Here is a 13067-nt window from a genome sequence, read left to right as displayed (position 1 = left end):
TACAAAAAGCGAATATAGTTCCCGAGAAACAGCCTACATTAACTGCTATGAACGTCCATTTTCCGAAACACACTCGGAGAAATGCCGCGTACCCGCTTGAAAGCTCGGCGGAATGAATGTGCACTATTATACCCGGTGGCCTCCGCTATTTCGTCAATGGTCTGACCGGTAGAGTGCAACAAGTTCGAAGCAGCATCAATGCGTACCCGTTCTACATAATCGGAAAGATTCTCTCCTGTATGTTCTTTGAACAGTTGGGATATAAACTTCTCGGACTTGCTCATGTGCTCGGCAATCCGATAGATCGTCAAGTTTGCATCCCCATAATTATGTTGGATAAAACAAATCATTTCGTTTACAGTATCCGCATGTGCTCCTGCTCTTCTTCTCTGGAAATCACCACAGATGTCTTCTGTTAACTGTTTGAATTTTGCACGCAGCGAAGTAATCGTTTCTGTCATCTGAATGGATGTCACTCGAGATTTATATTCCTCAAGCAGGGAGGCATCCAGCTTGAATTTTGGTTCGTCCAGCTTCAGAAAAGTTCCCTTCAGCTCCATGATGAACTGCTGCGTCATCTCGTAGGACAGTTCCCGCTCCTCTAAATTACGAAGAAACAATTGCTCCAGAATGCGTATCGCCTCTTCAGGCTCACCGACTTTGATCGTGTTCAGCAGGCGCTGTTCAGACTCAATCGGATAATAGTACATTTCATTTTCCTTCATCGTATCTTCAAATCTCACCAGATGATCTGTTCCCATATGAATGGCATAATCCAGAGCTTGTTTGGCTTCGTCAAAGGAGCGACCCGCATCATTCCAGACCTCGTAAGCTGCACCTGTGCCAATTGTTGTGGATATCCGATGCTCCCGGTAGATCACTTCCATCAAGGTGTTCAGCTCTTTTTCACATCTCCCCATAGCTTCATTCAGTGAGTTCTCATCCAATGGACAGGCAAAAGCGATCTGGTCTGTTCCCCAATCCGTGATCAGCAGCTGCGCATTCCATTCTGTAAGTACTTGTTTGATAAGCAGCCTTGCAACACCCAGTTCATGGATAGTTTCTTCACTGTCCGGATTGGCATATCCGTTTACCTTCACTAAGCCTGCCAAGCCCTTGCTGCTATGAAGAGAAATGTGCGCCTGGGATGAGATAACCTCCAACTCAAGTGAGGTATAGACTTCTCCGGTTAACAAACGTTTGATAAAACCGTCTCTCAATAACGGAATCTGCTCATTCATGGCGTTTTTAAGTGAGTCATTATTAGCAATCAGATTGTTAATATGGCTTGCCAAAAAATCATATTCATTGCCCCGTCTGCCTGGAGAATCGGTGATTTGTTCCCGAAAAGAGGCCAACAATCTGTAAACGGGTGCACTATTCCGATAGGCCAGAACCAGCCCGAATAACAGTCCCAAGGCAATGGTTGCCAAAGTAAAGACCAGCGTGACTTGTTTGATTTGGTCCGCTTTTGTCATGAGTGCTTTCTCCGGAATCCCTGCCATGTAATTCCATCCATTTTGACTGGACTGTATCGATATCAGCAGCCGACCATCACTTCCAGGCTGTACATTCTGCACGTTCAACTCCGTTTCCCCAGTGTTACCTTCTCTCCGATGATTCTGTGCCATTTGCTCAGCCTCGGCCTGTTCAATGCCAAGGGAGAAAATGATCTGCCCTTCCGCATCGGTGACGAGAGTCCAGCCGCCATATTGATCCACAATATTTTGAGTAAGGCTTGCCATCTGATCCTGATCAATCATGACACCAATCGTCGCTTGCGGTTTGTTGAAGCTGTTCAAAGGCAGAGATTGCAGAAACGTAATGGCGGGAACGTCTGCAAGCACAGTGCCCAGTATTTCACGTTTATAGTTTCGAAGCGGTATGATTTCATTAAAGTGTGGTTGTTTGAGAATTTGGTCATGCCATTGTTCAAACGACATACCGTCCAGCTGATTGGCAGCATAATAATGCTCTGGACGATAATACACAGTTCTTGGTGTGATGATGGCATTGTAGTTCGGAATGTGAATGAAGAAATGAGACAAGTAATCATTGGTACTGCTGTACATGGAGAGGCTCCGCTGCATGCGGTTCATACCGTAGACATTGTAGAGATCATGCGGCTTTGGGCCAGCAATTAAATTTTGCAAATCGGGATTGACGGCAAGTTGTCTGGTAAAAGCTTCGACTTGAAGGAGATTTCGCTCAATGATCTCTTTGCCAAGACTCAGCGACTTCAAACTGTTCTCAATGGAGCTGGAACGGGCTGCTTCAATGGAAGCTCGGTAAGAGGCATATCCCGCAATTTGAGGAATCATTAGAATGACAAGATACGAAATGAGGAATCGGCGGAATACGGGTGAAAATTTGGACCATAGGAGCTGCATATGTACCCTCCCTTTTTTATCAAGCGCTTACATTTCTCTGTGATAAGGTAGCTGTTCAATGATACACCGGGCATTTCTTCCTGGTGAAGGTACAACTTCTTCCTTATGGTACATTTACATACTGCAGCGTACAATGCTTGCATGAAAATAATTGTCACTCTGCGGGTTGACGCACAAATATAGTTGTATTTTACCTTCGCATGGTCTCATTCCCAAAGTATTAAAAATAAACGCAAATAACCTCCCCAAGATATGGAATGACTTGGGGAGGTTTTTGTTTAACATTGTCCTTATTAATTGCTAACGGCAACAAATTTCCATTGTTGGTTTGTAGCACCTGTGTAGGTGTTCTGCTGCAGCTTGGCTCCATCCGAAGTGGAAGCGTTTGCCACTTCAATCGCTTTATTGCTGTTCACGTTAATGATACTCCAGTAACCGTTACCAAGATCGTTGACCTTAAAATGCTGAGCGGTTGTGTTCAGATTGCTCATGAGTTGAACCGCTTCCCCATTGGTGAGGGTACCGTTGCGAATGTCGATGACTTTGTCCGGCGAGTTCACACTTGTCAGTGTATAGTTGCCGTTACCGATCGAAGTCAGAACCCACTTCTGGGGGTTACCGCCCAGATCGCTCCACTGCTGGAGCTGAAGATTATTTTCATTTTGACCACCAGGAACATCAACAACTTTGTTGGAATGCCGGGCTACGATTTTATAAGTTGCACCGGATACAAGACCCGTTGTCGGTCCGCCACCTTGTCCACTGCCCGGATAAGTCTGGGCACGTTCATGGTACCAGTTGAACAGGAATCGTCCCATGGCACTCCGTGAAGCATCTCCATCCCATTTCAGTCCAGCCGTTGGGTCGGCAAAGGAGCTTCGTGGTCCTTCACTTAGAATGAATCCGTTCATATGAGCTGCAATGCTGACATTGCCTGCTGCGTTGAAAATCGTTTTGGTATTGGTGCCAAACCCTTCATTGCTGCCATTAAACAAGTTCCAATAGGCCGAATCGCCAGGTTTGTTTTTGAACCAGGTTACCTCGGTAATGTTAATCGGATATTTGTCAGCAGCTGCCTTCACGTTGGTATTCCACTGGTCTTGCAGGATAGAGAAGTTGTCATATGCGCCATAACCAGGGTACCAGTGAACCGCATATCCATAGTTATTGAGCGGATCAGTCAATGGGTGGCTTGCCGTCAAGCTGTAAAATTGGTTGTATCCCAGACCTGCCGCCCAGATGACATTGTCCGCACCTTTGCTGCGAATTGTTGAAATCATGGAATTTTGGAAATTACGCAGGTCATTCCAGTGATCCACAAAGTCATTTTCCCCGTTGTATCCACCCCAATGTCCATTGGCATAGGATTTCACCGGTTCGTTGATCAGTTCGAAGTGAACGTTGTCTGCACTTTTGATCTCCGGGCGTGAAGCGAGATAACCCCAGATTTCGTTGAATTTTTGCAGGTTGGCAGGTGTTGTTGCCTGATCATCCTTCAATGTGAAGTCCAGTCCCAGGACAACATAGACACCTTTTGTTTTGGCATATTGAATGTACGGAATAATTACATTTTGCGTAACGGTCTGCACACCGGCAAAGTTATATGTACCAGCAGCCACATCTCCCATGTCCTGACGATCGATGAACAGACGTACCTGATTCATATTCCAGCCATGATTGCTTCCGTATTTCGCGCTGGTGTCCGCAAATGTATCAGTAATGTCTTTCAGATAAGCCAGTGTAGCTGCATGACGGTTATTACCGTGCAGGTTGAGATAATAATTGCTGTCCTGATATGTCCAGTAGGCACCTGAGGGTTGATGCCAACCGTTCAGAAGCACAGGCTGGTTGTTGCTGTTCACCAGGTTTTTGCCGTTTACGTGAAGCTTGCCCATCGGCATACCCACCCATGCTTCGGCGCGGCTGCCTCCCCATGGAGCAATTGTAATTAATAAAGCCAGAATGAGTACAAGCTTACAAGATGTCATGAACTTCTTCACTTTAATTCCTCCTGATCTGATATATTGCCTTGCAATATTGCGGGTAAGCTGCGTCAGAGTATCTCTGATCAAACAGATCGCTCAGGTCGGCGCCCGCTCCCGCAGCCCGTTCCACACCAGCAGGGGGATCCTGCGCAGGGAAGGATCGCGGTTCTGCTGTGAGCAGACGTTCATGAGATCGTTACATGCCCCCTTTTCACAGATGGAATGTTGCATGATGTTCCTCCTCCCTCTTCCAGTCTGATCCCACTCCAAACGTACATAAGAACTTAACTTAACCGACGATTCCCGTACGTTCTACACTCTCTACGAAATATCGTTGCACAAACAAATAGATGACGATCAAAGGCAGAATGGCAAGAAGAATTCCTGTATCCTGGATCATGCTCAGATAGAACGGATCGGCCTGGGAAGCTGCACCGTCAGTAACCTGCTGGGCCAGATTATACGGAAGGGACGATAACTGAGTCGACATGACTTTACTTGAAGTCAGATAAGTCGTCGTATAGAAGCTGTCGTTCCACTGCCATACGAAGGAAAACAGCATGACTGTTACCATGGACGGAATGGCATTGGGCAGCATGATTCTTGAAAATGTTCGTCCGATGCCCGCGCCGTCCACATAGGCCGCCTCCTCCACTTCCTTCGGAATACCTCTGAAGAATTGCCGGAAGATAAAGATGTACAAGCCGGCCTTAAGTGAATTGGCCGTAATCGCCGTAAGAATAAACGGCCAATAGGTGTTAAGCAAATTAACAGGTTTGCCGGCTATAAGCGTCATAAGCCCCATCAGGTCAAAGCTTTTCAGATTCAAATATACCGGAATGAGAATGGTCGTTGGCGGTACAAGAATCGTCAGAATTACACCAGCAAACAGCCAGTTGCTTCCCCTGAATTTCAGTCTGGCGAATCCGTATCCTGCAAGTGCACAGGATGCTGTAGTCAGCAGTGTAGTCGTTGCAGACAGGGCAAACGTATTAAACAGCGTTGCCCAGTAATCCATTACACGTATCGCCTCTTTGAAATTGTCGATGGAGAAGTTCTGTGGAATCCACACCACCACTGCCGAATACAGATCACCTTTAGCTTTGATGGATGTGGAAACCTTCTGAAATATGGGAAACAGGATAACGAAGGAAAGCCCGGTAATCAGAACGAATCGGATCATGGCCCACAGCCAGCCTTTCCAATGCTCCAGCGATAATAATCGTGATGTTGTCACGTGGGACACCCTCCTTTCTAATCTTGATAGAAGACTCGCTTCGAGAAAATGATGTTTACGATAACCAGAATGATGGCAATGGCCAAAAAGTAGACCCATGCCATGGCAGAACTTAATCCAAAGTCAAATTTGACGAAGCCGGTATCCCGGATCAGTTCCGTCATGGCGTTATTGGCAAACGAATCAATGATTGTATAGATCGCATTGACAAAAATAAGCGGGCTGACCATCGGAAACGTAATTTTCCAGAAGGCTTCATAACCCGTCGCCCCTTCCATCTTCGAAGCCTCATACAGTTGAGGGGAAATCGTCTGGATCCCTGCCAAAAAGATCAAAATTTGTACACCGGATTGACTGACGATCTGATAGATCCGATCTACGGCGCTGCTCAGATACGTGACGATCCAATCGCTCACTCCGGCGTTAACCATCAGATTTTCGAGTTCAAATGTCCCGAGTGAGCTTCCACCTGTGCTGCTCTGATTAACCGCTTCAATCAGGCTGGTGCTCTCCAGTGTCATAATCACTCCCGATGCCAGAATAACGGGCAGGAAAAAGATCGACCGCGCTACAGCCCGGCCCCTGAACTTCTGATTCAGGATGACGGCAAGGAACAGACTGAATATAACGATAAGCGGTACGTTGATGAGTACGTCTGTGATCGCCTCAATTAACGCACGGTTAAAGCTTGTATTGACGGTCAGCGCCTGAATGTAATTGGCAACACCGTTGAACTGAATCGCTATGCCTTCAGCGTTAGCTTGAATTGTACTCATGCTGTATCGCAGAGAGGCTAACAGCGGAATGAAGAAAAACAACACAAAACCAATGAGCCAGGGAAGCACGTAGATTACGCCCCACATGGCTTTCTGCTGAGCATACGTACGACTTCCCCATTTCCATTTCAGGAGCGTCTTCAGAGCTGCTCACCACCAGTCACATAGCTTTGGGCTTCCACTGTATCGTTGTCAACTTCTACAGGGAAGTCGTTATAATTGACGATTACGAACCCGCCACCTTCATATGTTGTCCGGAAGACGCCCTCCTCCAGGGATTCATGAGATATCATGGAACGTCCGGCAAACGGCTGGTTCACCTGGTTCACCTCGTTGTAGATCTCGGCAGCCAGATCGATCCATTGTTCATAATTCGCCGCGTAGAGATCATCATAATCCGTTTCTTTCACAACATGGTTTGGCGCATTGAACCATGCAAAGTAAGGACTGGCTCCATATTCAATCAGCTTCAGCACATATTGCCTTGCATTCGTATATGTGGAGAGATTGTATGGCGTCCCCGTATAACCGATGCTGCCGTGTACAACGAGCTGATAGAACGGAATCTCTTCATCCTCCAGCTTGAAACGACTGCTGGTCATCGGCGCATCTGTCAGACCAGTTACATACGGCAGGGCATAAGCGTTCCCGCCTTCAGCAACAAGCGAGCCAGCCTGCTGCCCGATCTGTTCAAGTGCCTTCTTCACGGAGCCAAGCGCTTGTGTTCGGTCCACCAGCTTTTTCGGATTCATATCGCTGTTTAACTGAGCTGCCAGATCATTCAGGCTCAGCGACAGTCCATCCTTTTGAAGGGACCTGAGCTCATCTAACATGTCTGCCGTCACGTCCTCCAGCAAGTTGGGCGATAGCACATAGGATGGTGAACGATCCCGGTCCCTCCTCTGGATGGCCTGGTTCATCGGATACAAGACCGCCGGTTCCTGAGTTAATGTGCGTGAAGCTTCTTTGGACGGTTTAAACCCTTTTTTGGATTGCACATTCAGCAGAGCGATATCGGGATAGAAACCGATGCCCGCTTCTTGGGTGTATGCGCTGAATTCCCGCAATCCCTTTTTTCCGCCTACCGCGCCGTCTACTTGAATGGAATCCGGCAGTCGATGATGAAGCCCCCCGTTAAGCCATCCCGCATAGCGCACCTGAATATTGGATACCTTCTTCTCCGTCAAGGCGGAGAGAATGTTTTTGGCTTCATCAAACGTGGTCAAAGCCTCCGTTGAATCATACGGTATGCCCAGCATATGCTGCCTTGTTGTCATGCCGCCGAACAGTTGCAGATAAAAGGGAACGTTACTTTGCTCCTTGCTGGCGTTCAACTCGGGAAGTCCGCCGTTTTGCATCAGATAATCCCGATAGAGAGATGCAAGCCCCGAGTACGAGGCCTTATCCGCCCCGACAAAAGCATATCGAACGACGAAATCAGACGCGGTCGGTTTCTTCTGGAATTTCGGAAGTGTACGAACCATATCACTTGCCTGAAGCGTCACATCGCTCTTGTTCACTACATAGAAGCTGGGATATACGTTGTTGTAACTGTTCAGCTTACCGCTGATATCGGCATTCACAACTGCGACGGCATCCCCTTCTTCAATAATGCCCAGGAAAGCCCCCTCTTTCCGAATCAGTCCAAATACCGGCAACCTGGCTCTGGCTTCATTCGAACTTGCTTCCCGCAGTTTCATGGTCATATCCGGTCCGTATACATCTTGTTGATAGGCAGGATACTGCAGCTTGCCATTGTTAAAATGGATCAGCGCTCCTGAACCGTCCGGCACCAGTATGGAGCCCTCTTCTTCTGTACCCCCGGCCCCGAAGTAATCCATTACAGATATGCTGTTGATCGGATATTCCTCCGGAAAATGTATGCCTGAGGACGGAACACGCACGAGCAGATCCTCTCCATCCAGCTCATATTCCATCGTAAGCATAAATAGCCGTGGTCCACTTCGTTCCTCTTCAATGCCGAACTCGGCATGATCCTGAGCCAGATCCTCCGATGTGTAACCGGCTGTGTCAAAAGCCTTCAAGGCCCGGGACAATTGCAATCCTTGCATCGCCTTATCAATCCGGACGTAAGCGCCTTCATCCTTGTCTTCCGCATAGCCGACCTTCAAGGCCCGCTGCCCGGCCTTGTCTAGCTGTGCAAGCAGCTTTTGTTCAAATCGCTCCTTGCTGATCTTCATCGGCAAGTCTTCTATGGATCGCTCAGTGCTTCCAAACTGGTAGTGGACCCGCACGCCGCTTGGCAGCACCTCATAGCTTATCTGCTTGTGTGCAACACTATCCGTGAAGGAATTCACGGTGCTGCTCTGTCCAAGGCTGTTGAAGAAGCTGAGCTTCGTTTGTGATGACAAAAGGTCTTTGTTTATCCCGGTTGCAACCCCATCCTGCTCACGATCTGCAGGATTGCTGCGCCAGATCTGGCCGCTCTGCGTGTGAATCACTGCAATTTCGGCAGTCTCTTCGTTAATGAACAATTGCAGCGCAGCATTCTGCGCAATGCCTACCATGCCGGGAAGGCGGACATCGCTGAACGATGATTTCAGTTTCTCTCCGGGAGGCAGGGAGGGAAAGTCCGTCGGATCAGCGGCAGTCACTGTCTCGTGAGCGAGCGGTGTTGGCGAGAATTGACAACCGCCAAGAAGCAGACTGCCCGCGAGCAGCATTCCTGTTATTTTTTTGGCTATGGTATAATTCATAACAATTTCCTCCTCCCTTAGCCCCGAAGCACTAATTCCTGATAGATGGTTACGACAAACGATACAATCTGCTGTACAAGACTAAAGAATAACAGGCATAGAAATGCCATAAATGCCATCGCTACAAGTGTCAGCAGCATCGTGAGCACCGTTTTGGCTGGTGTGTACTGATGAACCGTCATATTTCCCACAAATAACAGATATACCGTCCACGCAACGGCGAGTGCATTGGAGAAATAATAAAAGGCAGTTTCCTGCGCAGAGATCACAAGACTCAGCCAGATCCATGGAAAATGAATGAGTAACAACGGTACCAGTGCAAAACACGTTGACATGAAAATTTCGGAGAACTTGCCTTCCCCGTCCATCAATGTGGTTAACGACCAGTTAGCCACACACCAAAACAGTACCGGTATAATGACATATAACATTTCGAGCAGACTGTTCAGGTACTTTGGATTACTGAGATTAATGAGAAAACCGCTGTACTGGGCATGCAAAATTTTGGTGATGACCAGAAGCACCAGGATCATGAAAGCAATCAGCAGTGAGTTTCTCTGGTTCCGTTCATACTTCAATTCCCAGTATCCGTCAAACGGATGAAAAATCAGATGCAGCGGGTACTGGTATAGTTGCTTACTTGATGCCTGCATTCGTAGTCCTCCTTTTCTGCCTGCGAACGATGATGACGGTGACAATCGCAGCGACAGCCAGGAATATACCGGACATCATCCATGAAAAATGCTCACGCATCAGCTCTTTGCGGTACAAAAGAAAAGCTTTGGAATACCCTTTGGGCTCCATGCTGCGCTTGAAATATTTCGCAGACTCGGCGTATTCCTTCTGACGAAGCAGTGCTTTGCCAATTCCCGCATACGCATATTCCAAGTTAGCGTTCATCTCGGCAGCTTGGGCAAACAGCACCGAAGATTGATCTTCATCACCGTTATAATAGCTGCGCACCGCTTCGTGGAGCGTACGTCCGTATTCAGTTGTTTGAAAGACGGTGATTTCACCCAGCGCTTTATCCAGAACTAACATCCGGTCTCCCGCACGTTCCAGAGCAACAGGTGTATTAAACTGGCCCAATCGGTTACCAATGCCGCCATAAATATGGAGCAGGTATCCGTCTCCATTGTAGGTGAAGATTCGGCCCTTGCTGGAGTCCAGTACGGAATACATGTCACTGTCACCCACATCCACATCAATCAGGCGGGATGGTCCTGCTTCCTGGGTATACAGCAAATCCCCCTGCGGAGTCTGATAGCCTTCTCTTCGCAAAATGTCTGTACCCTGGGCATTCAGCTTCTTGACCGGATCTTTACCGCGATCCCCGCTAGTGGCGTAGATAAAGCCCTCTTCATCCATATCCAGATTGGTAAATTCCGTTGGAGTGAACATCACCATCTGACTGCGCTGCTCCCGTGTTGCAAACCGTTTCCACAGATACTCCACCGGGTCCACCTGAACTCTGTTCGCTCCAATGAAGGAAGAGAATGTACCGTCGGCGCTGAACTCCATGAATCCATCAAATACGCCTTCGGCCATGACGTAGATACGCTCCCCTTTGTCCATAACAATGCGCATCGGTTTGAACTGGAAGTCTGCTTTTAACAGATCCGATTTCGGTTCAGACACAATCTTGACCAGCTTCCCCTGTTCATCCAGATGCACCACCCGGTGATTATCCGAATCAGCGACCAGCAGATGACCTTTTTCCGTGACGTACAATCCCTGTGGATTTTTAAAATGATCTTCCTTGCCTTCCTGCTCAAATGAATCAATCGTCCGTACCAGCTTGAAGTTGCGATCCATCTCAATGATGCGGCCGTTACCCGAATCGAGCACAAAGACGTGCTGATTGGCGGTAACATGCATGTCGCTAGGCTCTTTCATAGGAGTTGTGTTCAGCTTCTTACCGGTGATAATGGTTGTTGCCTCATATGCCGCCGGTGCCGGAACTGCGTCACCCCAGAATGAATAATGATACGCATCCGTTTTACCGTCTGCACTCACGTAGGGCGCCTCTTGAACGAACAACAGGAGGCAGATCATGCCCATGATGATCGATTTACGTTTTTTCCATGTGCTTCTCCGCACCTCGCTGCCTCCTTTCTATTCTTTCATGCCCGAAGTGGCCATCGTCTGCATAACACTGCTCTGAGAGATGATAAACAGAGTGATCGGTACGATCATCAGCAGCAAGGCAACAGCCGCACCAACACCGGCTCTTGCAATCCCTCCCTGCACAATCTGACTGAGCGCATAATGCAGTGTTTTGAGATTTTCACTGTAAATGAAACTCCCGCCATCCGTTCCCCATAACGCTGGAAACTGAAGGATCATGAGCGTGAGCCATGCCGGTTTCACATTAGGCATCACGATGCTCCAGAATATCCGGTATTCATTGGCTCCGTCGATTTTGGCTGCCTCCAGCAAAGCATCGGGAATCTGTTCCATGAACTGTTTCATCAGGAAAAGTCCCAGCGAGAACGCAAGTGATGGCACAATAATGGACGCATGAGTGTTAATCCAGCCAAGCCAGGACATGACCATGTAGTTCGGAATCGCCGTAACATGCGGCGAGAACATCAGGGACAGAATGACAATGGTGAACAACACTTTGGAACCCGGAAAACGATATTTCGCCAGCGGATAAGCCGCTGCAGATGCAAGAAGGATATGCCCCGCTGTGCCAAGTATCGTAATGAGCAATGTGTTGGCAATATAGCGGGATAACGGCACCCACGAATTGCCCATGAGGTTGATCAGATCGGCAAAATTCTCCGTTGTCGGATTGTTCACCCAGAAGCGCGGCGGAAAAATAAACAGCTCATCCAGCGGCTTGAATGCATTGTTGACAGCATAGATGAGCGGAAGCACCATAAAGGAGCCGAACACGCCCAGCAATGCAAATAACATCAGGCTGACGGTAAATGACCGATTGAGCCTTTTTGGCATGCCAAACACGGCACGTACTTTGCTGGTCATCGTCATTCACCTATCTTTCTAAGCATTTTTTGCGTGAAAACGTTTGTACCCAGCATCAGGGCAAACAGAACCGTTGCGATGGCCGAGGCATACCCCATCTCGAAACGAATGGTTCCGAAGTCCATCAGATGCGTGACAACTGTGTGTGCCGCATAGTTTACGCTCGGGAAACCTGCCAGTGCGATGGAGATCTCAGCTACGGCGAAGGAAGCAGTAATCTGCATTACCGCACCAAACATCAGCTGCGGTCTCATCGAAGGCAAGGTGATGTACCAGAGCTCCTGCCAGCGGTTTTTGATCCCGTCTACGGTTCCTGCTTCAACCAGAGAACGATCAATGGTTTGCAGTCCTGCAATAAAGGCCAGGAAACTGGTTCCCAGGCTCAGCCACAGCTGTACAATAATGACGATTGCCAGTACATACTTCTCGTCTGCGAGCCATTGGATCGGTTCCAGTACGACGCCAAGGCGCATTAGGAAGCCGTTCATATACCCGTAGCTGTCACCCGAGAAGATGATCAGCCAGATGAAAAAGACGTTGCCCGATATGGATGGGGCATAGAAAACCAACGTCATGACCGCTCGAATTTTAGGAGACAGCTCATTGATGATCCACGCAAACAAAAAGCAGGCAATATAACTGATAGGGCCTGTAATCACGGCAAAAAGCAGCGTGTTTTTGAGCGCGATCAGAAATACGTCATCGTTCAGGAAAAGCCGGGAATAGTTCTGCCAGCCGACAAATCGCGGTAGCTCCAGCATATTGAAGTGAAAAAAGCTGAGCCCGAGTGAAATGCCGACCGGAATGACAGTAAACATGAAAAAAATCAGCATAAACGGTGCCATCAATACATAATAATGCCTGCTAAGATACAGATCCCGCTTCAATAGGGACCACCAGCCGACCTGGCGGGTATGGACGGCAGGAGCGGCGGCTGTCTTGGTAGTTTTAGCTTGCAACCGTTACCCTCC

At 48.2% G+C, this 13067-nt stretch carries 10 protein-coding genes; all 10 read right to left on the bottom strand.

Annotated elements, in window-relative coordinates; translation table 11 throughout:
* Window positions 1–38 precede the first annotated feature (38 nt).
* The 10 genes from J2X75_RS07215 to J2X75_RS07170 all read right to left on the bottom strand — a co-directional run bounded on the left by J2X75_RS07215 (window position 39) and on the right by J2X75_RS07170 (window position 13055).
* A complete protein-coding gene (locus tag J2X75_RS07215; RefSeq protein ID WP_310335326.1) occupies window positions 39–2390 on the bottom strand; it encodes a helix-turn-helix domain-containing protein in 2352 nt (783 codons plus the stop codon).
* A 293-nt stretch (window positions 2391–2683) separates the two neighbouring features.
* A complete protein-coding gene (locus tag J2X75_RS07210) occupies window positions 2684–4390 on the bottom strand; it encodes an RICIN domain-containing protein (protein WP_150367243.1) in 1707 nt (568 codons plus the stop codon).
* Between the two features lie 81 nt (window positions 4391–4471).
* The gene (locus J2X75_RS07205) at window positions 4472–4606 is read right to left on the bottom strand and encodes a hypothetical protein (protein ID WP_256704251.1); all 135 of its coding nucleotides are present in this window, start codon (window positions 4604–4606) and stop codon (window positions 4472–4474) included.
* A gap of 58 nt (window positions 4607–4664) precedes the next feature.
* Window positions 4665–5612 carry a carbohydrate ABC transporter permease gene (locus J2X75_RS07200; RefSeq protein WP_105598719.1) on the bottom strand — a complete coding sequence of 316 codons (948 nt, stop codon included), beginning with the start codon at window positions 5610–5612 and terminating at the stop codon, window positions 4665–4667.
* Between the two features lie 17 nt (window positions 5613–5629).
* On the bottom strand, window positions 5630–6475 hold the full coding sequence (locus tag J2X75_RS07195) for a carbohydrate ABC transporter permease (protein WP_082219083.1): 846 nt from the start codon (window positions 6473–6475) through the stop codon (window positions 5630–5632).
* Window positions 6476–6528: 53 nt separating this feature from the next.
* Window positions 6529–9105: a DUF5696 domain-containing protein gene (locus J2X75_RS07190; RefSeq protein WP_310335320.1), complete on the bottom strand. Its 2577-nt coding sequence runs from the start codon at window positions 9103–9105 to the stop codon at window positions 6529–6531.
* 17 nt (window positions 9106–9122) lie between these two features.
* On the bottom strand, window positions 9123–9758 hold the full coding sequence (locus J2X75_RS07185; RefSeq protein ID WP_036670948.1) for a YIP1 family protein: 636 nt from the start codon (window positions 9756–9758) through the stop codon (window positions 9123–9125).
* Window positions 9742–11205 carry an NHL repeat-containing protein gene (locus J2X75_RS07180; RefSeq protein ID WP_076331157.1) on the bottom strand — a complete coding sequence of 488 codons (1464 nt, stop codon included), beginning with the start codon at window positions 11203–11205 and terminating at the stop codon, window positions 9742–9744. Before J2X75_RS07180 ends, J2X75_RS07185 begins: the two co-directional genes overlap by 17 nt.
* A 15-nt stretch (window positions 11206–11220) precedes the next feature.
* Entirely contained in the window at window positions 11221–12096 is an 876-nt protein-coding gene (locus J2X75_RS07175) for a carbohydrate ABC transporter permease (RefSeq protein WP_026081082.1), read from the bottom strand.
* 2 nt (window positions 12097–12098) lie between these two features.
* Window positions 12099–13055: a carbohydrate ABC transporter permease gene (locus tag J2X75_RS07170; RefSeq protein ID WP_124114701.1), complete on the bottom strand. Its 957-nt coding sequence runs from the start codon at window positions 13053–13055 to the stop codon at window positions 12099–12101.
* Window positions 13056–13067: the final 12 nt, after the last annotated feature.

The organism is Paenibacillus sp. 2003 (assembly GCF_031455635.1).
Classification (GTDB): domain Bacteria; phylum Bacillota; class Bacilli; order Paenibacillales; family Paenibacillaceae; genus Paenibacillus; species Paenibacillus amylolyticus_B.
The sequence above is the reverse complement of the archived record's forward strand: the minus strand, read 5'-3'. Positions and strand labels throughout refer to the sequence as shown.